The following is a 24,092-nucleotide window of genomic DNA, read 5'->3' on the forward strand; positions in this document are numbered from 1 at the left end:
GCTTCAGCAGGCCCAGAACGCGCGACGGCGAAGGGGCGAGCGATGGGGACGGACACCGCGCAGACGACCGCGCGACGCGTACGGACCGATCGGCCGGGGCGGCTGGTCGTCGACTGGCTGACGACCACCGATCACAAGAAGATCGGCCACCTTTACCTGATCACGTCGTTCGTCTTCTTCCTGATCGGCGGCCTGATGGCGCTGGTGATGCGCGCCGAACTCGCCCGGCCCGGCCTGCAGATCGTGGACAACAACCAGTTCAACCAGCTGTTCACCATGCACGGCACCATCATGCTGCTGCTCTTCGCGACGCCGACGTTCGCGGGGTTCGCCAACGAGATCATGCCACTGCAGATCGGCTCCCCGGACGTCGCCTTCCCGCGACTGAACATGCTGTCGTACTGGTTCTTCCTCTTCGGCGGTCTGATCGTGCTGGGCTCGCTGCTGGTGCCCGACGGACCGGCCGCCTTCGGCTGGTTCGCCTACGCCCCGCTCAACAGCCTGGAGCGCTCGCCCGGCATCGGCGCCGACATGTGGATCATGGGCCTCGCGCTGGCGGGCTTCGGGACGATCCTCGGCGCGGTGAACTTCATTACGACCATCATCGGAATGCGCGCGCCCGGCATGACGATGTTCCGGCTGCCGATCTTCACCTGGAACACCCTCTTCACCTCGATCCTGATCCTCTTCGCGTTCCCGGTGCTCGCGGCGGCGCTGTTGGTCCTGGAGGCGGACCGGAGGTTCGGCTCGGTGGTGTTCGACGCGGCCAACGGCGGCGCGCTGCTGTGGCAGCACCTGTTCTGGTTCTTCGGCCATCCCGAGGTCTACATCATCGCGCTGCCGTTCTTCGGGATCATCACGGAGATCCTGCCGGTCTTCAGCCGGAAACCGATCTTCGGCTATCTGACGCTGGTCGCCGCGACCATGGCGATCACCGGTCTCTCGATCGTCGTATGGGCGCACCACATGTTCGCGACCGGCGCGGTGTTGCTGCCGTACTTCTCCTTCATGTCGTTCCTGATCGCCGTGCCGACGGGCGTGAAGTTCTTCAACTGGTCCGGCACGATGCTCAAGGGGTCCCTGTCCTTCGAGACGCCCATGCTGTGGGCGACGGGCTTCCTGGTGTCATTCCTGTTCGGCGGCCTGACGGGCGTCATCCTGGCCTCGCCGCCGCTCGACTTCCACGTCACCGACTCGTACTTCGTGGTCGCCCACTTCCACTACGTCGTCTTCGGCACGGTCGTCTTCGCGACGTTCGGCGGCTTCTACTTCTGGTGGCCCAAGTTCACCGGCAAGATGCTCGACGAACGGCTCGGCAAGATCCATTTCTGGACGCTGTTCGTCGGTTTCCACACGACATTCCTGGTCCAGCACTGGCTGGGTGCCGAGGGCATGCCGCGCCGGTACGCGGACTATCTGGCCGCCGACGGCTTCACGGCGCTCAACACCATCTCCACGATCGGCGCCTTCCTGCTGGGCATCTCGACGCTGCCGTTCCTCTACAACATCTGGAAGACCACCAAGTACGCCGCGAAGGTCGAGGTCGACGACCCCTGGGGCTTCGGGCGCTCCCTGGAGTGGGCGACCTCGTGTCCGCCGCCCCGGCACAACTTCGTCACGCTGCCCCGGGTCCGCTCCGAGTCCCCGGCGTTCGACCTGCACCATCCCCAGTACGCGGCGATTGAGCCGAAGCCCGGTCCAGAGCCCGAGACAGCCGGTCCCGGGACGTCCTGATCGCCTCGGTGAGCTCGGCGGGCTCGATGATCTCGAACTCGAAACCCATCAGCATCACGTGAATGACCATCACGTCGAGGCTCGCCGCTCCGGTGCGCAGCACGCAGCTGTCCGTCCCGTCGGCCTCCAGAGTCCCGGCGGAGGGCGAGATCCGCTCGGCCGCCTCCTCCAACGGCACGAGCAGCCTGATGACGGCGTGCGAGGCGTACGCGCGCGTGGAGACGCCCTTGGAGACGTACGCCGCCAGGTCCTCGGCCGGTGGCGTACGGGGCGCACAGCGCGGTCCGTGCGGTGGCTTGGGCGTGATGCGGTCGGCCCGGAACGTACGCCAGTCGTCGCGGTCGACGTCCCAGGCGACGAGGTACCAGCGGCGCTCGGTGCACACCAGGCGGTGCGGTTCGACGGTACGGCGCGTGACGGCACCGCCGTGGTCGCGGTACTCGAAGCGCAGCCGCTCCGAGTCGCGGCACAGATGGGCCAGCTCGGTGAGGACGCCGGGGTCGACGGCCGACGGCTGCGGGCCGCGCAGCATCGGCACGGTGAACGCGTTCAGGGCGCCCACGCGGCGGCGCAGCCGGTTCGGCAGCACCTGTTCGAGCTTGGCGAGGGCGCGTACCGAGGTCTCGCCGATGCCCTCGATGCCCTGCCCGGCCGCCGTGCGCAGTCCGATCGCCACGGCCACCGCCTCGTCGTCGTCCAGGAGCAGTGGCGGCAGCTCGGCGCCGGCGCCGAGCTGGTAGCCGCCGCCCGTGCCGGGGCTGGCGTTGACGGGATAGCCCAGCTCGCGCAGCCGATCCACATCGCGGCGGACGGTCCTGGGCGTGACGCCGAGGCGGTCCGCCAGGTCGGCCCCGGACCATTCGCGGTGGGCCTGCAGCAGCGAGAGCAGGCGCAGGAGTCGTGCCGATGTCTCCAACATGGTTCCGAGTCTGCCAGCCCTTGCGGACAGTAACTGTCCGCAAGGGTTCCCACCGTAGGAGCCATGGCAGACAACGCGGACACCACGGTGCACCCCTTCCGGATCGAGATCCCCCAGGCACAGTCGGACGACCTGCACACGCGCCTGGACCTGACCCGCTGGCCCGACGAGCTGCCGGACGCCGGCTGGGAATACGGGGCGTCACTGCCGTACCTCCGCGCGCTCGCGGCGTTCTGGCGGAGCGCCTACGACTGGCGCGAGCACGAGGCCGCGCTCAACGAGTTCCCGCAGTACCTCACGGAGATCGACGGCGCCCGCGTGCACTTCCTGCACGTGCGCTCACCCGAGCCGGACGCCGTGCCGCTGCTGCTGACGCACGGCTGGCCGGGCTCGTTCGTCGAGTTCCTCGGCCTGATCGGCCCGCTCAGCGATCCGCGCGCCCACGGCGGCGACCCTGCCCACGCCTTCCACCTCGTCGTCCCGGCCATTCCGGGTTCCGCAGGTTTCCCGTTGGGGTACGAGTCAACTACGCACAGTGGTAGGTCAGTTGCTGTGCGGGGCGAAGGATGACTCCGGAAGCTCCGAATTGCCGGGAAGGACACAGCCCGGCAGTCGCCGTCGGACGGGCGGAGACGGAAACGCCTGTGGAGCACTGGTAAGACCGGGAGCAAGCCCGGCTCGGAGCGACGAAGCAGGAACCCACCGGAAGCTGCTCACCACGAACAGCAGGCCGGACATCTCCGCTCACAGCGGGGAGGGCGTCAAAACGCGATCCAGTCGGCATCTTCGTGGATCCGACCTCACGGGTCGGCCGACATTCCGTCGGCCGACCCGTCGGTTCATCTCGCCCACCCCGGAATGGTTCCGCTCCTCGGCGGAGCTGCCCGAGGACGCGGTCGACCGGGATGCCCTGCTGACGAACGTGATGCTGTACTGGCTGACGGGCACGGCCGGCTCGGCGGCTCGCATGTACTACGAGAACAGCCACCGCGGCGACTGGTTCCCCGTCGGCCGCTCCGCCGTACCGACGGCCGTCGGGAACTTCGACGGGGACGTCGCGATTCGCCGCTGGGCCGAGCAGACCAACACCGTGGTCCGCTGGACGGAGTTCGACCGGGGCGGCCACTTCGCGGCCCTGGAGCATCCGGAGCTGCTGACGGGGGACATCCGGGAGTTCTTCGGCACGCTGCGGTGACTGTGGGGGAACTGCGCGACAAGCCCCCACCGACCCGCGGCCGAAGGACAACCCAGGGGGCTGGGGGCGCAGCCCCCGGGTACGGGAACGGGCAGGGGCGGCGGGGGCGAGAAAACTCAAGGCCGATACGACAGTTGCGGCACGTCGAAGCACGTGGTGTTCATGTCCCCTTGCGAGACCCAGCCCTTGTCGTCCCCCCAGCGAGCCACGGACAGACACGTCCTTCGGGTCTTCGGCGGCTCGGTAAGCCGTTCGTAGCTGACCGGTAGCAGCAGCCCACCGGCGGTATAGGGCACGCCCCGGTTCATGAAGTCGTCGACACACGCGCGCGTGACCCCTGTGCGCGCACAGGACTTCGCCGCGTCGGTGAACCACTTCGCGGCGGCCCACCCCTCCAACTGCCACTGGGAGTGATCGCTCAGCCCCTTGGTCCCGTCCCGGAACGCCCGTACGGCCGGATCCCCCGTGTCCTCATAGTTGCGACTGGACCCGGTAGCCCACAGGGCGTTGCGGCACCGCGGCGAGTCCTCGTAGTCCTCGGAAACGGTCGACGTCCAGTTCTGCACATTGGTGACCTTGGCGATGACCTTGGCCCCGACGTCGTCCATCGCCTTGCACAGTTGCGCGTTCCCATGCGTGTCGATGGCGTCGAAGACGAGATCGGCGCCCTGCTCCTTCACATCGGCCGCGGCGGCACGGAAGTTGGGCAGCGCGAAGTCGACCTGTTCGGTGACCACCTTGTAGCCTTCGGCCTTCAGCCCCTGCGTGACGAGCCGGGCGTACGCGGCGGACGCGGACTGGTTGTAGGAGACGACCGCGGCGGTGCGGGCACCCTGCGCGCGCTTGAAGTAGCGGTACACCTCAGTGCCGCCGTACAGCTTCCCGTCCCAGCCGGTCCTGCCGCTGCGCGGAGCGAGGCTGCCGTAGATGCCGTACAGGTGCGGATACGTGTCGTACGCCGGGCCGATGGGCTGGCCTCCGATGTCGGGCACGCGCGCGTGGGACACACGAGAGGCACCCGCGTAGTCGAGGGCGGTGGTGGCGACGAGGGCGACGACCTCGTCCTCTTCGACGAGTTTGTGCACGCATTCGTTGTTGCCGACACCGCTGCCGCCGTCGTCGCACAGGCGCACCTCGACCGGGCGGCCCCCGATCCCGCCGCGTGAGTTGAGGCGTTCGAAGTACGCCTTCGCCCCGTCTCGCGACCCGGTGAAGGCCGAGCCGCCGACCGGGCTCGTGGCGCTCGTGACGATGCCGACGCGGATCGGAGCGGTCCCTCCTTGCTGCGGGGGTGTGGAGCGGTTCTCGAAGTCGCTCTCGGGGAGGCGGCTGCCACAGGCCGTGCCGAGGAGGAACAGCAGGACCAGGGCAGCGCACTCAGCAGCCGGGGCCCGGCGACTCATTGCCGCTCAGCTGGACCAGCGCGCAGAGCGTCTTGACGGAGACCTTCCAGGTACCGTCCTGCTCGACGGCCGTCCCGGAGGCGCCCGGCAGCGCGGTCGCGCCCTTCAGAGTCAGCGAGTACGTCACGTTCGCGTCGGTCGGCGAGGTGAACTCGACCTTCTCGACCTTCGCCTGCACTTCCTGGCCGCGCCTGTCGCCGTTGAAGCTCTGCAGGACCTTGGTCATCCGGTCACCGTTCTCCAGGACGGCCTGCTTGTCCTTCTGCGCGACGGCGGGGTCGAAGAACTTCTCCCAGTTCTGCTTGATCTCCTGTTCCGCGGCCGCCGGATCGGACGGGGCCGTGGGGCTGGGCCGGGCGCTGGTGGGCTGCTGCACGGAGGGGGTCGGTGGGGCGCTGCTCCCGCCACCGCTCTCGTCGCTGCACGCCGTGAGGGTCGCGGCGAGGACGAGAACCGCCACCGCTGCCGCGCCCCGGCCGTTCCCCCGCCTGAGGTCGCTCCCGAGAACCATCTGGCTCACCACCGGGTATCGGTCCGGGCCATGTGCGCCCGGAGCTTTCAGGGTCAGCTTCCAGAAGGCATAGTGCAAGCCATTGGCTGGCATGGACAGACATACGACGTCTGGGAGCCCGGATGCGGACAGCTCGACTGCGGACCGTGCACCCCGTCCTGTGGGCCGGATGGGCCGCGCTCGCCACCGGAGCGGTGCTGTGCGTCATCGGCTGGTACGGCATCTCGGGCGAGCGGTACGCGGAGCGGCAACTGCCCTACCTCGCCTCGTGCACGGTGCCCGGCGCGGCACTGATCATCGCGGGCACGGTGCTGCTCACGCACGGCAGGAACGCGCTGGCCGCGGCGCGTGTCGAGGAGTTGTACGGGCTGCTCGTGGCCGCCGAGCCCGCCGGCGTGGCCGAGTCCGGGCAGACGGCGGCCGCGCCCCTCGCCGCGAGCGGCGAGCTGCTGATGGTGCCGGGCGGCACGTTGTGGCACCGCGCGGACTGTCCGCTGGTCGCCGGGAAGCCGGAGGCCGTGCCGGTGGACTCGCGGGTGCTGGCGAGCGGGGAGTTGGGGCCGTGCCCGATCTGTGAGCCGTCCGTCGCGGATCCGGGTGACTGATGGCGTCGCTGACCTACGACCTCACGCTCGCCGGTCTCTCGGTCGGCAGTGCCGCCGCGCTCACCGGGATCGGACTGATCGTCACCCATCGGGCGACCGGCGTGCTCAACTTCGCGCACGGCGCGATCGCGATGGTGTGCGCGTATCTGCTGCGCCAGTTCACGGTCGAGTGGGGCTGGCCCCTCGCGCTCGGCGCCGCCGTGACCCTCGTCGTCGTGGCCCCGGCCATCGGCACGGCCCTGGAACGCTTCGTCTTCCGCCCGCTGTCGGTGCTGGGCAGCGACCCGGCGCAGACGCTCGTCGCGTCCATCGGCGTCTTCGTCCTGCTGGTCGGCGGGGCCGCCCTGGTGTGGGGCACCGGAGCGCGCGCGGACGCGCCGACGCTGGTGTCGGCGGATCCCTGGGGGCAGTTGGCGGTGGCCGTCGCGCTGGCCGTGGGTGTCGGCGCGTTGACGCGCTGGACCCGGTTCGGCACGGAGCTGCGCGCCGTCGTCGACGACCGCTCGCTCGCCGTACTCGGCGGCATCGACGCGGACCGGGTCGCCGCGGCGGGCTGGGCCTTCGGCTCGTTCACGGCGGGCCTGACGGGCGTGCTCCTCGCGCCTTACGTGCGCCTCGACCCGTACGGCATGCCGCTGCTCGTGATGGAGGTGATGGCGGTGGCGGTGGCCGCCGGGATGCGCAGCCTGCCGATCGCCGTCGTGGTGGCCCTCGGCATCGGGGTGGCCCAGAGCCAGCTGACGCGCCTGCACCCCTCGGGCTGGGCCGAACCACTGCTCCAGGCGGTCGGCGCGAACCTGTTCGTGGTCGCACTGCTGATCGCGGCGCTCGTCCTGCCCGGCATCGGCACCCGCGACGCGCTCCCGCGTTCGGCGACGGCCCGCGTGGCGACGCCTCCGGGCGCGTGGATCGTGGCGGTCGTCCTCTTTCTGCTGCCCCTCGGATTCGCCGGCTCCGACCTGCATACGTCGGTGCAGGTCCCGGCGTTGGGCGTGGTGCTTCTGTCGCTGGTCGTCGTGACGGGCCGGGGCGGCCAGATCTCCCTCGGGCAGGCCGCGTACGCCGGTCTGGGCGCCCTCTTCACGGCGCTGCTGGCGGCGGGCCGCTTCCCCGGCCTGCCGCGCCTGCCCGAACTCGCCGCGCTGGCGGTGGCCGTGATCCTGGTCGCTCCGCTCGGTGTCCTGACCGGCTGGCCGGCCATCGGCCGCCACGGTCTTGCCCTCGCGCTGGCCACCTTCGCGGTCGGCGTGGGCGTCAGCCGATTCGTCTTCGCCCAGCCGTACGCCTCGTCGGGACTGTCCCTGGACCGTCCGGCCGGCTTCGACGGCGACCGCGCCTACTACGTGCTCGAACTGGCCCTGCTGGCGGCCGCGTTGCTGGCCGCGAACGCCCTGCGCAGAGGCCGTACGGGCCGGGCCCTGGCCGCGATGCGCGACCACGAGTCAGGCGCGTCCGCGGCGGGCGTACGCGTCCCGACCCTGAAACTGACCGCGTTCGTCACGGGCGCCGCCCTGGCCGCGCTCGGCGGCGGCATGCTCGGGATGGGCCTGCGCGCCTTCGACGCCACGGCGTACGACCCCGTACGCGGGCTGCTCTGGTTCGCGGCGGTCGTCGTCCTCGGCGCCGACAGCGTCCTGGGCGCCCTGGCCGCCGCGGCCCTCCTGGTGGGGCTCGACGCGGGGGCCCGCGGTGGCGTGGCGGCCGCCCTGATCGGCGTACTGGCCGTCCTCGTCGGCCGCTTCCCCGGAGGCCCCTACGAAGCGCTGCGCACGGCGGCCTCCCGACTGCGACTGCGCCGCCGGGCGACGCTGACACCCCTGGGGGCACGGGTCGGGCGCCGACTGCGGCCGGTGGAGCCGAGGAGAGCCGGGGCGCTTGTGCCCACGGAGGCGACCTCGATGGCGAACGCGGGGAGGAGCGCATCGGGAGCATCGGGACGGCTCCCCGGAGCATCCGAACCACCCGCCTCCGGTCCGGACGAGCCCGGTCGGCCAAGCGGCGCGGCACCGCGGCCGACCGCGCGGCGCACCCCGAAAACACCCGCGCCGCAAAGCGTCCGACACGCGCCGACCGAGCCCGCCCGCCCGAGCGACACGCCGCTGGAGCCCGCCGCCCCTGGGCCCGGCACGACCGGATGGCCCGGCATCGGCCGGACGAAGCGGGACACCGAGCTGCCGGACAGCAGGGCACAGCCACTGAGCGGGACTCCCGCCCGGGAGCCGGACGAGCCCACGGACCACCCGGACGACGCCACACCACCCAGCGGCGTAGAGCTGGACAGTCCCCCGCAACCACCGGCCAACATCCCGGCACCACGCGGCGACACGCCCGACCAAGGACCCCACGCACCGCCGGACGGCCCCCGGACGACGCCCGGTCCGACACGTTCACCCGAGGTCGCCGCACCACGGCCGGGCCGCACGGGACCGGCTCCGGCCTCGCGCCCCGCGGTCGGCGGCCCCCGCCGTTCACGCCCTCTTGCCGGACCCATCCCCCCGTCCCTGACCGCCCGTCGGCTCCATGTCGCCTACGGCGGTTTCACCGCACTCGACGGAGTCTCGCTCGACATCGGGCCGGGGCGCGTCACCGCGGTCGTGGGACCCAACGGCGCCGGAAAGAGCACCCTCTTCCACTGTTTCGCCGGGACGCTGCGCCCCTCGGGCGGGCAGGTTCTGCTCGGGGGGCGGGACATCACCCGGACGGCCGCGCACGCCCGCACCCGGCTGGGAGTGGCGCGGACCTTCCAGCAACTGGCGGTTTTCCCCTCGTTGACCGTGGCCGAAAATGTCCGCGTGGGTGCCGAACAGGGTCGGATCGCCGATCCGGGGGCGGTGGAGCGCTCGTTGCGGCTGCTCGGGCTCGACGGACCGGTGCGGGCGCTGCCCGCGGCGGGGCTGCCGACCGGCACGCTCCGGCGTGTCGAGCTGGCGCGGGCGCTCGCCGGGAGTCCGCGTGTGCTGCTGCTCGACGAGCCCGCGGCCGGACTCGACACCGGCGAAGTGACCGCGTTGGCCCGCGTGCTGCGGGCCCTCGCCGCGGACGGCATGGCCCTGCTCGTCGTCGAGCACGACCTCGACCTGGTCGCCGACCTGGCGCATACGGTCCATGTCATGGCGGCGGGGCGGATCGTCACCTCCGGCCCCGCCGACCGCGTACTGGAGACGAGGGCCGACGGATGAGCATCGCCCTGCGCCACGCGCGCGTGCGCTACGGCCCTCTGGAGGCCCTGCACGGCGTGACCCTCGTCGCGCCGGGTCCCGGCCTCACCGTGCTGCTGGGCCGCAACGGCTCCGGACGTACGACGGTGCTGCGCGCCCTCGCGGGAACCATGCCGCTGTCCGGCGGCGCCGTCGTCTGGGACGGCGCCGCCGTGACGCGCATGCCCGCCTACGAACGCGCCCGGCGCGGACTGTGCTTCGTCCCGGAACGCGGGGCCGTCTTCGGCTCGCTCACCGTCCGTCAGAACCTGGAGCTGGCCGCTGGCGACCACACCGCCGCCCTCGACGCCTACCCGCAGTTGGAGCCCCTCCTTCCCCGCCGCGCCGGCACCCTCTCCGGCGGCGAGCAGCGGATGCTCGCCCTCTCCCGCGCCCTGCTGGCACGCGCGCGTGTGGTGCTCGTCGACGAACCCGCGCAGGGCATGTCGCCGTCGGTCGCGGCTCGGACGTACGAACTGCTGAGCGACCTCGACGCGTGCGTGGTGGTCGCCGAACAGCGGCTGCCGCCCGGCCTGCGCGAGCGGGCGGGGCGGACGACGTGCGTCCATGAACTGCGCCGCGGCTCGGTCGTGTTCAGCGGAGAGGCGGCCGAGGTCGCCCGGGGGACGCGGGGGGCTTCGGAACGAGGGGCGGACCGAACAGGGCGCGGTCCGCGTGCCGGGCACCCCCCGACCCCTTCGGGATGACGAGCAACGTGCCCACGCTCAGCCGACCCGGATCGCTGCCGACCATCTTCTTGTTGGCCTTGTACAGCGCCTTCCAGCCGCCCTTGACCCGATACTTGCGGGCGATGGACCAGAGCGTGTCGCCGCGCTTCACCACATGCATGCGGCCCTTGAGTTTGTATCTCTTGGCACAGACGGGCCAGGCCTCCCACCCCTGGGCGGCGAGCACCTTCTCGGCGACCTTGATCTGCTCCGCGCGCGTGGCAAGATCCGCCCGCGGGGCGTACCCGAGCCCCCCGAACGCCTCCCAGGTCGACTGCCAGAACTGCAGCCCTCCGTAGAAGTCGTTCCCGGTGTTCGCGTCCCAGCGACCGCTGCTCTCGCACTCGGCGATGCAGGCCCAGGGCCACTGGTCCTTCACGCAGTCGTACGGCGCTCGTAGCGAAATGGGCCCGGGAAGCGGGGGCGGCGGCGCGGCGGACGCCCCCGAGGGAGGGACGAGAACGGCCAGGACGGCTGCGACCACGGCCGCGTACCGAACGCGCCTGGTCGACAGGGTCGGCACGATCCGGGTGGTCGGCATCAGGAACATCCGGCCACGCTAAGCAGCGCGCCCGGCACACCCGTCGAGCCGCGCCCGGTGCGGCCGTGGGCCCCACCCGGTCGGAGGACCGGGCGGGGCCCCGTGCCCGGGGGCCGGGGGGAGCGGGACTCAGAAGTCGAGCCGCTGCCCGGGCACGATCACATCCGGATCACCGCCGATGACCGCCCGGTTGGCGGCGTAGATCTCCCGCCAGGTGGTCCCGTGCCGCGCGGCGATACCGCTCAGCGTGTCTCCGCTGCGGACGGTGTAGTCGCCGCGGGAGGAGCCGCGGTTGGTGTGGCCCGACGGACGTGCCGGCGCCTTCGACGGCTTCGACGTCGACGGGGCCGACTTGGGTGCTGACTTCGTGACGGCCGACCCTCCGGCCGACGCGGCGCCCGAGGACGCCGGCGCGTTGCCGTACGCTCCGGCGCGCGCCGAGCAGGTGGGCCACGCGCCCCATCCCTGGGCCCGCTGGACCTTGGAGGCGACGGCGATCTGAGCGGCCTTGGAGGCCTTGTCGGCGGTCGAGGCGTAGGCGGCGCCGCCGTACGCGCGCCAGGTGCCGGCGGAGAACTGGAGTCCTCCGTAGTAGCCGTTGCCGGTGTTGATGTGCCAGTTCCCACCGCTCTCGCACTTCGCGATGCGGTCCCACACTCCACTGTCGGCCGCTACGGCGTTGCCGGTCGCGGCGAGCAGTCCGAGCGGGGCGAGCAGTGCCGCCCCGGCGAGGACCGCCGTCGTACGAGCCTTGGTCGTCGTACGAGCCTTATGAGTGTTCTCGGCACATGCGGACATGTATTTCCCTCTCGAAACACCCGGGATCCCCCAAGGCGGGGCACGATTCCCTGCGCATAGGACGCGGTCGTCGCGCTCCGCCCCGTCCGCCGGAGGCTGTGCTGTGAGCTGGCTTGGTGCGGCCGGCGGACGTACCCGAGCGGTGCTCGTTGCACACGGCCGAGAAATCTAGGGAGCTTGTCGCCCCGATATCAACCAACTCCTTGTCATTCGAGGCCAGTTCGCCGTTACCGCGAGTATCGTCGATTTTCGGCCACCCACTTCATTGGGTGATTTCCGGATTTGTCGACCCGTCACCCCAGTGATCTGTGACTCACTTCACCGCCTCAACTTGCTTGGCAGTCCGAGAAGTTGACTCGGAGTAACCGATTCCGCAGGTCACCTCACCCTGCGCGTCGGATGGTTCGATTCCGTTCGCGCTCGGGCGTGACTCCGGCCACAGATCGCCCGTTGTCATCTTCATGAGCCGGGGACCCCCCGGCCTCATGGGCCGGGAGCCACCCGGCACCGCCACGCACCGCATCCCGAGGAGCCACCGTGCCGCGCATGCTCGACGTCAGCGACGACGTACGCGCCGAGATCGGCGACGAAGAAGCCGACCGGCTGCTCGCCGGAGAGAACGCCCCCGGCAGTTACGACTGCACGTCCTGCCGCACCCCGGGCGACTCGGAACAGGAGCGCACCAGCACCGTCCTGTTCATCGGCGACGAGACCGCCGTCCTGGCCTTCGCCCACGCGACCTGCCTGCCCTCGCAGGTCGTGCAGGTCACCGAGGAGCAACTGCAGGGCGCCGTCCGCTCGATCAACCCCGACGGCCCGCCCGTCGAGTCCGTGCCCGAGCAGGCCGTGCTCGGTGTCACCAGCGGACTCGTCCTGATCAACGGCGAGTTGCATCCGGCGCTCGTCGTCGAGCCGACCGGCCCCATCGTGCGCCCCGGCTCGACCGACGTCGGCGACGACTTCCTGCCCCTCCTCATCGAGCAGGGCTTCATGCCGGTGACCGAGCTGATCTCGGTGCCTCCGGTGCTGCACGGCTGGTCCGTCCTGCTCGCCATGGGCCAGCTGCACGCCGTGCTGCAGCCCGGCACCGGCGGCGGCTCGCCCGTCGCCTGGTGGCAGGCGCACCAGGCACTGCAGGTCGCCGAGAGCTGGCGGGCGGCCGCCAACAAGCACCAGCAGGTACTCCTGTTCGCCGCCCCGGTCGGCTCGATCGGCCGCCAGCCCCGCGAGGACCTGCTGCGCGACGCGCTGGACAAGGCTGCGGCCAACGGCAAGCTCGTCGCGGCCGCGATGCCGCTCGCGGGGACCTGAGCCGACGGCTGAGCCGGAGCCCGGGGACCTGAGCCGGCGGCTGAGCCGGAGCCCGGGGACCTGAGCCGGCGGCTGAGCCGGGGACCGGAGTCCGATCCCGGGCCCGAACCCGAGCCCCGACCGGAGCTCGGACGCTCGGGAGTGCGCCGGGCACACTCCTGGTGACCTGCGAAAGCGACACGGTGGCCGCATCCGTTGGGCGGCGGGGTCGTTGGCACATACGTGCACACCTACGACGTCCCCCGCCGCCAGGCCCTCCAGGCGAGCCCTCCCCCAGGCTCTCTGCTTCGTTCGAGCAGGGAGGTACCCCCGGCGCGACCGGCTCAGGATTCTCCGGGCGGATCTTCGGCCACGCCGATCTACGACGCGCTCTACGCCGAGTGGGTCAGATCCTTCAGGGCCCTGCCCGGCGACCGGCACGGCGAAGAGAACCTGGGCTTCACGGCTTTCGGGAGCCTCCCGCGCGGCATGACTTCGTACGGTGCGTCGAGCTCGTACAACTCCTACAGCTCGTACAGCGCGGGGGCGCACTCCGCACGTCACAGTGGAGCGCAGCACGGCCAGACCGCGACGGCGACCGCGATCTGGCAGACGAGCGGGCGGCAGCACAGCACGGGGATGCATCACATCCCGGCGGCGCTGCCTCCCGCACCCCGCAGGGGGCTCTGACGCACGCACGGGTAAGGGGCGGCTCCTCAAGGAGCCGCCCCTTACCCGTTGTTGTCCTTGCCGTTGTTGCTACGTCACTTCTTCTTGGCGCCGCGCTTCTCGCGCACCCGCACCGAAATGTGGACCGGCGTGCCCTCGAAGCCGAACTGCTCGCGGAGTCGACGCTCGATGAAGCGCCGGTAGCCGTGCTCGATGAAGCCGGAGGCGAAGAGCACGAACCGCGGGGGCTTGGTGCCCGCCTGCGTACCGAAGAGGATGCGGGGCTGCTTACCGCCGCGGATCGGGTGCGGGTGGGCGGCGACGAGCTCGCCGAGGAAGGCGTTCAGCCGGCCGGTCGGGACGCGGGTCTCCCAGCCGTCCAGGGCGGTCTCGATCGCCGGGACGAGCTTCTCCATGTGCCGCCCGGTGCGCGCCGAGACGTTGACGCGCGGCGCCCACGCCACCTGGAGGAGCTCGGTCTCGATCTCGCGCTCCAGGTAGTAGCGGCGCTCCTCGTCGAGGGTGTCCCACTTGTTGAAGGCGAGGACGATCGCGCGCCCGGCCTCGACGGCCATGGTCACGATGCGCTGGTCCTGGACGGAGATGGTCTCGGACGCGTCGATCAGGATGACGGCGACCTCGGCCTTCTCGACGGCGGCGGCCGTGCGCAGCGAGGCGTAGTAGTCGGCGCCCTGCTGGAGGTGGACGCGCTTGCGGATGCCGGCCGTGTCGACGAACTTCCAGGTGACGCCGCCGAGTTCGATGAGCTCGTCGACCGGGTCACGGGTGGTGCCCGCGATCTCGTTGACGACCACGCGGTCCTCGTTCGCCACCTTGTTCAGCAGGGAGGACTTGCCGACGTTCGGGCGGCCGATGAGGGCGATGCGGCGGGGGCCGCCCACCGCGGCGCCGAAGGTCTGCGCCGGGGCCTCGGGCAGCGCCTCCAGAACGGCGTCCAGCATGTCGCCGGTGCCGCGGCCGTGCAGCGCGGAGACCGGGTGCGGCTCGCCGAGACCGAGGGACCAGAGGTACGAGGCGTCGGCCTCGCCGCTCGGGCCGTCGACCTTGTTGGCACACAGGACGACGGGCTTGCCGGCCTTGCGGAGAAGGCGTACGACCGCCTCGTCGGTGTCGGTCGCGCCGACCTTGGCGTCGACGACGAAGACGACCGCGTCGGCCGCCTCGATCGCGTACTCCGCCTGCGCGGCGACGGACGCGTCGATGCCGAGGACGTCCTGCTCCCAGCCGCCGGTGTCCACGAGCTTGAAGCGGCGGCCTGCCCACTCGGCCTCGTAAGTGACACGGTCGCGGGTGACGCCGGGCTTGTCCTCGACGACGGCCTCGCGGCGGCCGATGATCCGGTTCACCAGGGTCGACTTGCCGACGTTGGGACGGCCGACGACGGCGAGGACGGGCAGCGGGCCGTGGCCGGCCTCCTCGATGGCGCCCTCGACATCCTCGATGTCGAAGCCCTCTTCCGCGGCGAGCTCCATGAACTCCGCGTACTCGGCGTCGCCGAGCGCCCCGTGGTCGTGCTCTGCCGAGCCCTCGGGCTGGATGTCGTCGTTCATGAAGTCCGTACCTCGTCGTTCATTCGTGGTGATCGGTGGACCGCCCGTATATCGGGCGATCCACTACTCAAGTGTCGCCTAGTGCCCGGTGGGGCGCCCGGCGTTTTCCCGGCGTCCGGTCAGACGCCTGGCGTGGTCCAGGTGGGCGCTGAGCTGCTTCTGGATGCGGGCGGTCGCCTCGTCCAGCGCCTTGCGCGTACGCCGTCCGCTGCCGTCGCCCGCCTCGAACGGGTCGCCGAAGACGACGTCGACCCGGCTGCGCAGCGGGGGCAGCCCCTTCATCAACCGGCTGCTCTTCTCCGAACTTCCCAGCACCGCCACCGGGACGATCGGCGCCCCGCTGCGTACGGCGAAGTACGCGAGCCCGGCGCGCAGCGAGGCGAAGTCGCCCTCGCCGCGGGTGCCCTCCGGGAAGATGCCCAGGACGCCGCCGTTGTCCAGGACACCCAGCGCCTGGGTGATGGCCGTACGGTCGGTGGTCTGGCGGTCCACCTTCAGCTGGCCGATGCCGAGCAGGAAGGGGTCGAGCGGGCCGATGAACGCTTCCTTCTTGATCAGGAAGTGTGTGGGCCGGGGCGCCACGCCCATGACCATCGGGCCGTCGATGTTGTGCGAGTGGTTCACCGCCAGGATCGCCGGGCCGGTCGCGGGGACCTTCCAGGCGCCGAGCACACGCGGCTTCCACAGCCCGTACATCAGGCCGACGCCGATGCGGCGCCCTACCTCGGCGCCCCTCTCGGAGGGTGCGGTCACTTGGCGGCTCGCTTCTCCTCGACGAGGGTGACGACGCACTCGATGACCTGCTGGAGCGTGAGGTCGGAGGTGTCCACCTCGACCGCGTCGTCCGCCTTGGCGAGCGGGGAGGTCTTGCGGCTGGAGTCGGCGGCGTCGCGCTTGAGCAGGGCCTCGCGTGTCTGGTGCACGTCGGCGCCCTTCAGCTCACCGCTGCGGCGGGCGGCACGCGCCTCCGGGGACGCGGTGAGGAAGATCTTCAGGTCGGCGTCCGGCAGCACGGTGGTGCCGATGTCCCGGCCCTCGACGACGATCCCGTATTCCGCGGACCCGGCGAGCGAGCGCTGCAGCTCGGTGATCCGGGCGCGCACCTCGGGCACCGCGCTGACGGCGCTCACCTTGGAGGTGACCTCCTGCGTACGGATCGGGCCCGCGACATCGGTGCCGTCGACGGTGATCGTCGGACCGGACGGGTCGGTTCCGGAGATGATGTCCGGCTTCCCGGCCACGGCGGCGATCGCGGACGGGTCCGTGAGGTCGATCCCGTTGTTGACCATCCACCAGGTTATGGCGCGGTACTGGGCCCCCGTGTCCAGGTAGCTCAGCCCGAGCTGCGAGGCGACGGCCTTCGAGGTGCTCGACTTGCCCGTGCCGGAGGGGCCGTCGATGGCGACAATCACAGCCGGGGCGGTCCGGGCGGCCTTTTCCACGGTGACGGACACCTTCCTGGTACGGGGTGGTGGGTATGTGTGGGACACGAACGCGCCCCGCACAAGGTTACTGGGTACACCGAGCCGCCCGGCACGGCGCTGCGATCGGGGGTTTCAGCCCGACGAGGCCGTTGAGGCCCAAGCGGGGGTCTGGAGGCGGGAGCCCGCAGATGCGGAACGGGTAGGGCGGAAACCGACCTGACGCCGACCCCACGCGCCTACTGCCGCAATGCCCAGCCCCGCTCCCGCAGCGCCGCGCTCAGCACCGGCACCGCCTTGGGCTCGACCATCAGCTGCACCAGACCGGCCTGCTGCCCGGTCGCGTGCTCGATGCGTACGTCCTCGATGTTGACCCCGGCCATCCCCGCGTCGGCGAAGATACGGGCCAGCTGTCCGGGCTGGTCGTCGATGAGAACGGCCACGACCTCGTACGCGCGCGGAGCGGAGCCGTGCTTGCCGGGGACGCGGACCTGCCCCGCATTGCCGCGCCGCAGCACGTCCTCGATGCCGTCGGCGCCCGTACGGCGCTTGGACTCGTCGGAGGACTGGAGGGCACGCAGGGCCTGCACGGTCTCGTCGAGGTCGGCGGAGACGTCCGCGAGGAGGTCGGCGACCGGCCCCGGGTTCGCGGAGAGGATGTCGATCCACATCCGGGGGTCGGACGCCGCGATGCGGGTCACGTCACGGATGCCCTGACCACAGAGCCGTACCGCCGCCTCCTCCGCGTGCTCCAGGCGCGCGGCGACCATGCTGGACACCAGGTGCGGCATGTGCGAGACGAGCGCGACGGCACGGTCGTGGGCGTCCGCGTCCATGACGACGGGCACGGCGCGGCAGTGCGAGACCAGCTCCAGCGCGAGGTTGAGGACCTCGGTGTCCGTGTCCCGGGTGGGCGTCAGGACCCAGGGGCGCCCCTCGAAGAGATCACCGGTGGCGGCCAGTGGACCGGACTTCTCACGGCCGGACATGGGGTGCGAACCGATGTACGAGGACAGGTCGAGGCCGAGCGCCTCCAGCTCGCGGCGCGGGCCGCCCTTGACACTGGCCACATCCAGGTAGCCGCGGGCGACCCCGCGCCGCATGGCGTCCGCGAGCGTCGCGGCCACGTGCGCGGGTGGGGCCGCCACGATCGCGAGGTCGACGGGCCCCTCGGGCACCTCGTCCGTGCCGGCGCCGAGCGCCGCCGCCGTACGGGCCTGCTCCGGGTCGTGGTCGGCGAGGTGCACGACGACGCCGCGCGCGGCCAGCGCGAGCGCGGCCGACGTACCGATCAGCCCGGTTCCGATGACGAGTGCGGTCCTCACTGGGCGATGTCCTTGCGCAGCGCGCCCGCGGCGCCCAGGTAGACGTGCACGATGTCGGCGCGCGGCCGGTCGGACTCGATGTGCGCGAGGACCCGTACGACACGGGGCATCGCGCCCTCGATGTCCAGTTCCTGCGCGCAGATCAGCGGTACGTCGACGATGCCGAGCTTGCGCGCCGCGGCCGCCGGGAAGTCGCTGTGCAGATCGGGCGTCGCGGTGAACCAGATGCTGATCAGGTCGTCCGTGGTGAGCCCGTTCCGCTCCAGGATGGCGGTGAGCAGCTCGCTGACCTGCTCGTCCATGTGCCCGGCCTCGTCCCGCTCCAGTTGGACGGCGCCCCGGACCGCTCGTACCGCCACGGTGATGCTCCTCGCTGATCTGCGTGCACGTCTTGTCGCACCAGCGTAGTCAGCCCGCAACGCGCGGGTGCGCGGCGCCCGCCTGACGAGACGGTCGCCGCGCACGCACCATGCAGTGTCAGACGTGCTGCGCCTTGATGAGGTCCTCCAGGTAACCGGACGGCATTTCGCCGTTGGGGGTCAGCTTGTCGACCGCCCGGGGCAGGGTCTCGGCGATCTGCGTCGCGGCCTGGTCCGGGGTGACACCGGCCTGTTCGGCGACCTGCTTGAGGGTCGCGTCGGGCAGCGCCTGCTGGATCTGCGCGCCGGACACGGGCTGGTTCTCGCCGGTGCCGATCCAGGAGTTCTTCTGATCGGCGAGCCCGGACTCGGTGAGAACGTCCAGCAGTGCTCCCAGTGCGTTGCCGCCGCTGCTCGAGCCGCCGGCCGGCGACTGGAGCAGCGAGCCCAGGCTGTTGCCGCCGGAGGCACCGCCTTGGCCACCTCCGCCGAGGAGGCCGCCGAGCAGGCTGCCGAGATCGTTACCCGCCATGGTCACGCCTTTCGAGAGTGCGGCCGGGGGTAGGTCACCGCCCCGCCTCAGACCCTGCCGATGTCACTCGAATCGCCCTATTCCGCCACTTGTAGTGAGAACGCACCCGTGCGCCTCTGGACGCACGGGCACAGGTCCGCTCTCATGGCAGGAGACCCGCCGCGGGGGAGGCCCGAATGAAGCGTCCAGGACCCCTTCTCACCCTTCTCGCGGGGCTGCTGCTCGGCGTGTTCATGCTGTCGCTCAACGCGACAACGGGGACGAAGAGCGCGTCGTCGTACCGGGAGGAGTCGCCGGGCGTCACGGTGTCGCCGAGCCCGCCGCCCAGTTCGTTGCCGCCGAAGACCACACCGTCACCGACTCCTTCGAAAAGCGCTGCGCCCAACGCCGACTACGCGGGCCGTACCGACGACGACTCCTCCGCAGTCGCCGTCTCGCTGCGCGACGGCAAGGCGATCGCGTACTTCTGCGACGGGCGCGACAAGGAGTCGTGGCTGAAGGGCGACGTCAAGGGCGACGGCAGCATGAAGCTCACCGGCAAGCACGGCGCCGAGCTGAACGGCACGCTCGAGGAGGGCAAGAGCATCCGCGGCACCGTCGACCTGGGCGGGCAGCGTTACGGTTTCACCGCCGACAAGGCGGTCAGGCCGTCCGGGCTGTACCGGGCGACGGCCACCGTCAGGGGAGCCAAGCTCGACGGCGGCTGGATCGTGTTGCCCGGCGGCAAGCAGGTCGGCATCCTCGACCGCGACGGCAAGCCCTCGGCGGCGCCCCGGATCGACCCGGAGACCGGCGCCGTGACGATCGACGGCGAACAGCTCACCGCACGGCCCGTCACCCCCTGATCCAGCCCCCGCCTCCCGTCCGACCCCCTCCTCCGCAGGGAGCCGATCATGACCGTGGACCCGAACGCCGCCACCCAGGGCTTCCCTTCGCCCCAGCCCGCCCACCGCCGCGCCGGCGCCGCCCGCTATCTCGTCCCGGCCCTGGTCGCCGCGGCGGTCGCGGTCGGCCTCGGCGCGTACGGCAAGGTGCACGACCCGGCGGGTACCGCCTTCAACCTCGCCGGCTTCAGCAGCACCGGCGCAGTGAAGTCGTGGCTGGCGACGACAGCGTTCGCCTTCGCCCTCGTCCAGCTCGTCTCGGCGTTCATGGTGTACGGGAAGCTGCCGGGGCCGAGTTGGGCGCCGGTGCTGCACCGCTGGTCGGGGCGGATCGCCTTCCTGGTGGCGGTGCCTGTCGCGGTGCACTGTCTGTACGCCTTGGGCTATCAGACGTACGAGCCGCGCGTGCTGTGGCACTCGCTTCTGGGTTGCTTCTTCTTTGGGGCATTCAGTGCCAAAATGCTCTTGCTCCGCTCGGAGCGACTGCCCGGCTGGCTGCTGCCGTTGGTCGGGGGACTCGTCTTCGTCGTCCTCACGGCCATCTGGCTCACGTCGGCTCTCTGGTTCTTCCGCACGTTCGGAGTGACGACATGACGAACCCCCCTGCGCGGCGCACGGTTCTTGGAACGGGTGCGGCCGCCGTCCTGCTCGTGGGGTGCAGCAAGTACGGCGACAACAACGGCAGCAACAGCAACAGCACCACCAGCGCCTCCCCGGCGGCGGCCGATGGTGACGCACTCGCCAAGACGTCCGACATCCCGGTCGGCGGCGGCAAGATCTTCAAGGACAGGAAGGTCGTGGTCACCCAGCCCAAGAAGGACGAGTTCAAGTGCTTCTCGGCCATCTGCACCCACCAGGGCTGCACGGTGAGCAAGGTGGCGGACGGCACCATCGACTGCCCGTGCCACGGAAGCAAGTACCGCATCACCGACGCTTCGGTGGTCGCGGGGCCCGCCCCGCGTCCGCTGCCCGCGAAGAAGATCACGGTGGACGGAAACTCGATCCGCCTGGCCTGACCGGGCACGTACGCTCCAGGGCATGAATGCCGAGGCTCTGGAGCCTGCCCACGAGGTGCTGGTGCGCGACCACACGATCTACTCCTGCGTGATGGGCTCACGCGCCTTCGGTCTGGTCACGGACACCAGCGACACGGACCGCCGGGGCGTGTTCCTCGCCCCGACACCGCTCTTCTGGCGCTTCGACAAGCCGCCGACGCACGTCGAGGGCCCGGCCGAGGAGCAGTTCAGCTGGGAGCTGGAACGCTTCTGCGCCCTCGCGCTGCGCGCCAACCCGAACATCCTGGAATGCCTGCACTCCCCCCTCGTCGAGTACGCCGACGACACGGGCCGCGAACTACTCGCCCTCCGCGAGGCGTTCCTCTCCCGCAGGGCACACGACACGTTCGCCCGCTACGCCCTGGGTCAGCACAAGAAGCTGGAAGCCGACGTACGCCGGCACGGCGCGCCCCGCTGGAAGCACGCCATGCACCTCCTGCGCCTCCTCATGAGCTCCCGCGACCTCCTGCGCACCGGCGTCCTGACGATCGACGTCGGCGACCGGCGCGCGCCGCTGCTCGCGGTGAAGCGCGGCGAGGTCTCCTGGCCGGAGGTCGAGACCTGGATGTCCCGCCTGGCGGCGGAGGCCGACGAGGCGGCCTCGCGGAGCCCCCTCCCGCCCGAGCCGGACCACGCCCGTGTCGAGGACTTCCTGATCCGCGCGCGCCGCCGCTCAGCCCTCCAGGCCGCCCCGGAAGCCCTCCAGCCGGACCCGTACGACGAACGCGTGCAGGGCGTCGTACACGGTCGGGGCGTCGGGCAGCGCTGAGGCGTTCTGCGCCTCGTCCAGCAGGGTGTGCAGCCGCTCCACGTCGTCCTGCACGCGCGCGTGGTCGACGTCCGCGCCCCCGTGCTCCTGCTCCGCCTTCGCGGCGATCAGCTCCGGCAGATACGCGGGAGCTCGGACCTGCCCGATCAGCGTGGGCAGATCGGCCTGCACCTCACCGCTGCGCATCAGGTGTATGCCGGTGAGCAGCACGCGGAACGTGTAGAGCAGCGGCTTCAGTTCGCCGGTCTTCTCGAACAGCCGCCACTGCGTCGCGGCGAACCCCCGGTAGTGGTGGGCGTGATGACTGGTGAGGACGCCGGGGGCGAGCGTAACCAGCTCGCGGTGTGCCTCACCGGTGTGCGCGACCAGGGGTGAGAGCAGTTGCTCCAGCACATAGCCGTTGCGCCGCAGCATCAGCCGTACGAACTTGCGCAGGTCGTGCGTGACCAGGTCCATCTCGACCCCGTCCCGGTCCCACATCCGCGACCGGGTCTCCTCGGGCTCGCGCAGCCCCACCAGGGCGGCGGTCGGCAGCAGATGGACGCCGCGCAGGTCGACGTCCGAGTCACGCGAGGGGAAGCCGTAGAGGTGCGCCCCGGAGACGGTGGCGAACAGCACCGGGTCGGGCTGCTCGGCCACCGCTGCCGCGAGGTCGATGTCCAGGACGTGGTCAGTCATCCCTCAAGCGTCCCAGAGCGCCCCCAGCGACATCAGGTCGCCCTGGTACTCGATGCGGTCGGCCCACTCCGTCGGCCATGCGTCCGAGCCGTGGTAAGCGCCCGCGAAGGCGCCGGTCAGGCAGGCGATGGAGTCGGAGTCACCGGAGGTGCAGGCGGCGCGGCGCAGCGCGGTGACGGGCTCGTCGACGAAGAGCAGGAAGCAGAGGAGGCCGGTGACGAGCGCCTCCTCGGCGATCCAGCCCCCGCCGGTGGCCAGGCACGGGTCGGTCTCCGGCGAGACGGTGCGCACGGCGTGCCGGAGGTCGTCCAGGGCGCTCAGGCACTCGTCCCAGCCGCGGGCGATGAACTGCTCCGGCGTGAAGTCCTCGCTGAAGGTCCACAGGTCGCCGAGCCAACGGGAGTGGTAGCGCTGACGGTTCTCGTACGCGTACGACCGCAGCCGGCCGACGAGTCCCATCGGTTCGGTGCCCTGGGTGAGGAGCCAGATCGCGTGTGCCGTGAGGTCGGCCGCGGCGAGTGCCGTGGGGTGGCCGTGGGTGAGCGCGGCCTGGAACTGCGCGGCGCCTGCCCGCTGTTCGTCGCTGAGCCCGCGTACGAGCCCGACGGGCGCCACGCGCATGTTGGCGCCGCAGCCCTTGGAACCGATCTGGCTGGCCTCCTGCCAGCGGCGCTTCTCGTTCTTCAGGAGGTTGCAGGCGACGAGGCAGGTGCGGCCGGGCGCACGGTTGTTGTCGGGCGACTGGTACCAGTTCACGAACTCCTCGCGCACCGGCCGCTCCATCCGCAGCGGGCCGAGCAGACCGCGGTCCGTGGCTGTGCGCAGCCCCCGCGCCAGCGCCAGCGTCATCTGCGTGTCGTCGGTGACCTTCGCCGGCCTGGGCAGTTTCATCTGCCGCCAGGGCCCGCACTTGGCGAGGATCGCCGGGACGGAGTTGAACTCGGTCGGGAACCCGAGCGCGTCGCCCAGCGCGAGTCCGATCAGGGAACCGGTGGCGGCGCGCTTCGCGAGCGTCGTGGTGGTCATGAGGGCCGTCCTTCCGAAGTGGGACGCAGCAGGGGTGGGTGCAGGGCTTTGGCACCACCCGCCCGGTAGAGAGCGGCGGGCTTGCCGCGGCCTCCGGTGAGGCGCGCGGCACCGGGCATCTGTTCGACGAAGCCCGGCGTGGCGAGGACCTTGCGCCGGAAGTTGGGCCGGTCGAGGGCGGTGCCCCACACGGTCTCGTAGACCTGCTGCAGCTCTCCGAGGGTGAACTCGGGCGGGCAGAAGGATGTGGCGAGACAGGTGTACTCGAGCTTGGCGCCGACGCGTTCGTGGGCGTCGGCGAGGATCCGGTCGTGGTCGAAGGCGAGCGGACCGAGCGCGTTGTACCGCAGCCACTGGGCCTGCGCCGCGTCGCCGCCGCCGCGCGGCTCGGGAGGGTCCGGGAGCAGCGCGGCGTACGCGACGGAGACGACCCGCATCCTGGGGTCGCGGTCGGGTTCCGTGTATGTCCGCAGCTGTTCCAGATGGAGTCCGGAGACGTCCGACAGGCCGGTCTCCTCGGCAAGTTCGCGCCGCGCCGCGGTCTCCGCGGACTCGTGCGGCAGCACGAAGCCGCCGGGCAGCGCCCAGCGGCCCACGTACGGATCCTGGCCCCGCTCGACGAGCAGCGCCTGCAGCACTCCCCCGCGGACCGTCAGGACGGCCAGGTCGACGGTGACGGCGAAAGGCTCGAAGGCGTACTTGTCGTAGCCCTCGGGTGCCTTGCCGCCAGGCGCGCGGCCTTCCCGTGCGAGCACGCCCACCCACCTCCTATTAATAGTCGGATCGACTAATAGTCATTACGACTATAAAGAGGTGGGCGGGCGTCTACAAGCCTCTGGGCGCGGTGAATTGACGGCTTTTCAAGCCCGGTGCGCGAAAATT

The 24,092-nt window shown here is 71.1% G+C and carries 24 protein-coding genes and 1 pseudogene; 11 read left to right on the forward strand and 14 right to left on the reverse strand.

The window, feature by feature from the left end; translation table 11 throughout:
- The first annotated feature begins 42 nt into the window (after positions 1-42).
- Positions 43-1,734 (forward strand): cytochrome c oxidase subunit I, encoded by a 1,692-nt coding sequence (ctaD, locus tag OG390_RS11180; protein WP_406167112.1) that lies wholly within the window; start codon positions 43-45, stop codon positions 1,732-1,734.
- On the opposite strand, the gene OG390_RS11185 is transcribed toward ctaD, so the two are convergent.
- A complete protein-coding gene (locus tag OG390_RS11185; protein ID WP_406167114.1) occupies positions 1,616-2,653 on the reverse strand; it encodes a helix-turn-helix transcriptional regulator in 1,038 nt (345 codons plus the stop codon). The two genes, ctaD and OG390_RS11185, sit on opposite strands and share 119 nt — an antisense overlap.
- A 63-nt stretch (positions 2,654-2,716) precedes the next feature.
- Here OG390_RS11185 and OG390_RS11190 point away from each other — a divergent pair.
- Positions 2,717-3,848: pseudogene (locus OG390_RS11190) on the forward strand (epoxide hydrolase family protein).
- Between the two features lie 116 nt (positions 3,849-3,964).
- Here OG390_RS11190 and OG390_RS11195 read toward each other — a convergent pair.
- Both OG390_RS11195 and OG390_RS11200 read right to left on the reverse strand, forming a co-directional pair.
- Positions 3,965-5,251 (reverse strand): ABC transporter substrate-binding protein, encoded by a 1,287-nt coding sequence (locus tag OG390_RS11195; RefSeq protein ID WP_406167115.1) that lies wholly within the window; start codon positions 5,249-5,251, stop codon positions 3,965-3,967.
- Positions 5,226-5,762, reverse strand: a complete 537-nt coding sequence (locus tag OG390_RS11200) for a hypothetical protein (protein WP_406167117.1) — start codon at positions 5,760-5,762, stop codon at positions 5,226-5,228. Before OG390_RS11200 ends, OG390_RS11195 begins: the two co-directional genes overlap by 26 nt.
- A 122-nt stretch (positions 5,763-5,884) precedes the next feature.
- Here OG390_RS11200 and OG390_RS11205 point away from each other — a divergent pair, with 122 nt between their 5' ends.
- Genes OG390_RS11205 through OG390_RS11215 form a run of 3 tightly spaced genes read left to right on the forward strand, consistent with a single transcriptional unit; the run spans position 5,885 to position 10,271 of the window.
- Entirely contained in the window at positions 5,885-6,367 is a 483-nt protein-coding gene (locus tag OG390_RS11205) for a hypothetical protein (protein ID WP_406167118.1), read from the forward strand.
- A complete protein-coding gene (locus OG390_RS11210) occupies positions 6,367-9,546 on the forward strand; it encodes an ABC transporter permease subunit (protein ID WP_406167120.1) in 3,180 nt (1,059 codons plus the stop codon). The genes OG390_RS11205 and OG390_RS11210 overlap by 1 nt, the downstream gene beginning before the upstream one ends.
- On the forward strand, positions 9,543-10,271 hold the full coding sequence (locus tag OG390_RS11215; protein WP_406167122.1) for an ATP-binding cassette domain-containing protein: 729 nt from the start codon (positions 9,543-9,545) through the stop codon (positions 10,269-10,271). Before OG390_RS11210 ends, OG390_RS11215 begins: the two co-directional genes overlap by 4 nt.
- On the opposite strand, the gene OG390_RS11220 is transcribed toward OG390_RS11215, so the two are convergent.
- Together OG390_RS11220 and OG390_RS11225 are read right to left on the reverse strand one after the other, a co-directional pair.
- Positions 10,159-10,842: a transglycosylase family protein gene (locus OG390_RS11220; protein WP_406167123.1), complete on the reverse strand. Its 684-nt coding sequence runs from the start codon at positions 10,840-10,842 to the stop codon at positions 10,159-10,161. The two genes, OG390_RS11215 and OG390_RS11220, sit on opposite strands and share 113 nt — an antisense overlap.
- Positions 10,843-10,962: 120 nt before the next feature.
- Positions 10,963-11,631: a transglycosylase family protein gene (locus tag OG390_RS11225; protein WP_406167125.1), complete on the reverse strand. Its 669-nt coding sequence runs from the start codon at positions 11,629-11,631 to the stop codon at positions 10,963-10,965.
- A 537-nt stretch (positions 11,632-12,168) separates the two neighbouring features.
- On the opposite strand from OG390_RS11225, the gene OG390_RS11230 reads away from it, so the two are divergent.
- Both OG390_RS11230 and OG390_RS11235 read left to right on the forward strand, forming a co-directional pair.
- On the forward strand, positions 12,169-12,942 hold the full coding sequence (locus OG390_RS11230; protein ID WP_406167127.1) for a hypothetical protein: 774 nt from the start codon (positions 12,169-12,171) through the stop codon (positions 12,940-12,942).
- A 222-nt stretch (positions 12,943-13,164) separates the two neighbouring features.
- Entirely contained in the window at positions 13,165-13,611 is a 447-nt protein-coding gene (locus OG390_RS11235) for a hypothetical protein (RefSeq protein WP_406167129.1), read from the forward strand.
- 74 nt (positions 13,612-13,685) lie between these two features.
- Here OG390_RS11235 and der read toward each other — a convergent pair whose 3' ends face one another.
- From der to OG390_RS11265, 6 genes are all read right to left on the reverse strand, one after another.
- Entirely contained in the window at positions 13,686-15,161 is a 1,476-nt protein-coding gene (der, locus tag OG390_RS11240) for a ribosome biogenesis GTPase Der (protein ID WP_399088833.1), read from the reverse strand.
- Between the two features lie 78 nt (positions 15,162-15,239).
- Positions 15,240-15,953 carry a lysophospholipid acyltransferase family protein gene (locus OG390_RS11245; RefSeq protein ID WP_399088835.1) on the reverse strand — a complete coding sequence of 238 codons (714 nt, stop codon included), beginning with the start codon at positions 15,951-15,953 and terminating at the stop codon, positions 15,240-15,242.
- The gene (cmk, locus tag OG390_RS11250; protein WP_406167131.1) at positions 15,911-16,603 is read right to left on the reverse strand and encodes a (d)CMP kinase; all 693 of its coding nucleotides are present in this window, start codon (positions 16,601-16,603) and stop codon (positions 15,911-15,913) included. The genes OG390_RS11245 and cmk overlap by 43 nt, the downstream gene beginning before the upstream one ends.
- A gap of 218 nt (positions 16,604-16,821) precedes the next feature.
- Complete coding sequence (locus tag OG390_RS11255) at positions 16,822-17,907, reverse strand: prephenate dehydrogenase (RefSeq protein ID WP_406167133.1); 1,086 nt, start codon at positions 17,905-17,907, stop codon at positions 16,822-16,824.
- Complete coding sequence (gene aroH / locus OG390_RS11260; RefSeq protein WP_399088841.1) at positions 17,904-18,266, reverse strand: chorismate mutase; 363 nt, start codon at positions 18,264-18,266, stop codon at positions 17,904-17,906. Before aroH ends, OG390_RS11255 begins: the two co-directional genes overlap by 4 nt.
- A 118-nt stretch (positions 18,267-18,384) precedes the next feature.
- Positions 18,385-18,804, reverse strand: coding sequence for a YidB family protein (locus OG390_RS11265; RefSeq protein ID WP_406167135.1), 420 nt, complete (start codon positions 18,802-18,804; stop codon positions 18,385-18,387).
- Between the two features lie 170 nt (positions 18,805-18,974).
- Here OG390_RS11265 and OG390_RS11270 point away from each other — a divergent pair, with 170 nt between their 5' ends.
- From OG390_RS11270 to OG390_RS11285, 4 genes are read left to right on the forward strand one after another with little or no spacing between them, the layout of a single operon-like run.
- Positions 18,975-19,643 (forward strand): hypothetical protein, encoded by a 669-nt coding sequence (locus OG390_RS11270; RefSeq protein ID WP_406167137.1) that lies wholly within the window; start codon positions 18,975-18,977, stop codon positions 19,641-19,643.
- Positions 19,644-19,691: 48 nt separating this feature from the next.
- Positions 19,692-20,276: a DUF6529 family protein gene (locus tag OG390_RS11275; RefSeq protein WP_406167139.1), complete on the forward strand. Its 585-nt coding sequence runs from the start codon at positions 19,692-19,694 to the stop codon at positions 20,274-20,276.
- On the forward strand, positions 20,273-20,698 hold the full coding sequence (locus OG390_RS11280) for a Rieske (2Fe-2S) protein (RefSeq protein WP_406167141.1): 426 nt from the start codon (positions 20,273-20,275) through the stop codon (positions 20,696-20,698). Before OG390_RS11275 ends, OG390_RS11280 begins: the two co-directional genes overlap by 4 nt.
- A 22-nt stretch (positions 20,699-20,720) precedes the next feature.
- On the forward strand, positions 20,721-21,506 hold the full coding sequence (locus OG390_RS11285) for a DNA polymerase beta superfamily protein (RefSeq protein WP_406167143.1): 786 nt from the start codon (positions 20,721-20,723) through the stop codon (positions 21,504-21,506).
- Here OG390_RS11285 and OG390_RS11290 read toward each other — a convergent pair.
- Genes OG390_RS11290 through OG390_RS11300 form a run of 3 tightly spaced genes read right to left on the reverse strand, consistent with a single transcriptional unit; the run spans position 21,411 to position 23,965 of the window.
- Complete coding sequence (locus OG390_RS11290) at positions 21,411-22,184, reverse strand: DNA polymerase beta superfamily protein (RefSeq protein ID WP_406167145.1); 774 nt, start codon at positions 22,182-22,184, stop codon at positions 21,411-21,413. The two genes, OG390_RS11285 and OG390_RS11290, sit on opposite strands and share 96 nt — an antisense overlap.
- 3 nt (positions 22,185-22,187) lie before the next feature.
- Positions 22,188-23,210: an ADP-ribosylglycohydrolase family protein gene (locus tag OG390_RS11295; RefSeq protein WP_406167147.1), complete on the reverse strand. Its 1,023-nt coding sequence runs from the start codon at positions 23,208-23,210 to the stop codon at positions 22,188-22,190.
- Positions 23,207-23,965 carry an NUDIX hydrolase gene (locus OG390_RS11300; RefSeq protein ID WP_406167149.1) on the reverse strand — a complete coding sequence of 253 codons (759 nt, stop codon included), beginning with the start codon at positions 23,963-23,965 and terminating at the stop codon, positions 23,207-23,209. The genes OG390_RS11295 and OG390_RS11300 overlap by 4 nt, the downstream gene beginning before the upstream one ends.
- Positions 23,966-24,092 lie beyond the last annotated feature (127 nt).

It is taken from the genome of Streptomyces sp. NBC_00996 (assembly GCF_045162675.1).
Lineage (GTDB): Bacteria > Actinomycetota > Actinomycetes > Streptomycetales > Streptomycetaceae > Streptomyces.

What these genes read in the sequence shown, in the direction of transcription:
- ctaD (WP_406167112.1), top strand. Translation starts at nt 43, where the DNA reads ATGGGGACGGACACCGCGCAGACGACCGCGCGACGCGTACGGACCGAT.
- OG390_RS11185 (WP_406167114.1), bottom strand. Translation starts at nt 2,653, where the DNA reads ATGTTGGAGACATCGGCACGACTCCTGCGCCTGCTCTCGCTGCTGCAG.
- OG390_RS11195 (WP_406167115.1), bottom strand. Translation starts at nt 5,251, where the DNA reads ATGAGTCGCCGGGCCCCGGCTGCTGAGTGCGCTGCCCTGGTCCTGCTG.
- OG390_RS11200 (WP_406167117.1), bottom strand. Translation starts at nt 5,762, where the DNA reads ATGGTTCTCGGGAGCGACCTCAGGCGGGGGAACGGCCGGGGCGCGGCA.
- OG390_RS11205 (WP_406167118.1), top strand. Translation starts at nt 5,885, where the DNA reads ATGCGGACAGCTCGACTGCGGACCGTGCACCCCGTCCTGTGGGCCGGA.
- OG390_RS11210 (WP_406167120.1), top strand. Translation starts at nt 6,367, where the DNA reads ATGGCGTCGCTGACCTACGACCTCACGCTCGCCGGTCTCTCGGTCGGC.
- OG390_RS11215 (WP_406167122.1), top strand. Translation starts at nt 9,543, where the DNA reads ATGAGCATCGCCCTGCGCCACGCGCGCGTGCGCTACGGCCCTCTGGAG.
- OG390_RS11220 (WP_406167123.1), bottom strand. Translation starts at nt 10,842, where the DNA reads ATGTTCCTGATGCCGACCACCCGGATCGTGCCGACCCTGTCGACCAGG.
- OG390_RS11225 (WP_406167125.1), bottom strand. Translation starts at nt 11,631, where the DNA reads ATGTCCGCATGTGCCGAGAACACTCATAAGGCTCGTACGACGACCAAG.
- der (WP_399088833.1), bottom strand. Translation starts at nt 15,161, where the DNA reads ATGAACGACGACATCCAGCCCGAGGGCTCGGCAGAGCACGACCACGGG.
- OG390_RS11270 (WP_406167137.1), top strand. Translation starts at nt 18,975, where the DNA reads ATGAAGCGTCCAGGACCCCTTCTCACCCTTCTCGCGGGGCTGCTGCTC.
- OG390_RS11275 (WP_406167139.1), top strand. Translation starts at nt 19,692, where the DNA reads ATGACCGTGGACCCGAACGCCGCCACCCAGGGCTTCCCTTCGCCCCAG.
- OG390_RS11280 (WP_406167141.1), top strand. Translation starts at nt 20,273, where the DNA reads ATGACGAACCCCCCTGCGCGGCGCACGGTTCTTGGAACGGGTGCGGCC.
- OG390_RS11285 (WP_406167143.1), top strand. Translation starts at nt 20,721, where the DNA reads ATGAATGCCGAGGCTCTGGAGCCTGCCCACGAGGTGCTGGTGCGCGAC.
- OG390_RS11290 (WP_406167145.1), bottom strand. Translation starts at nt 22,184, where the DNA reads ATGACTGACCACGTCCTGGACATCGACCTCGCGGCAGCGGTGGCCGAG.
- OG390_RS11295 (WP_406167147.1), bottom strand. Translation starts at nt 23,210, where the DNA reads ATGACCACCACGACGCTCGCGAAGCGCGCCGCCACCGGTTCCCTGATC.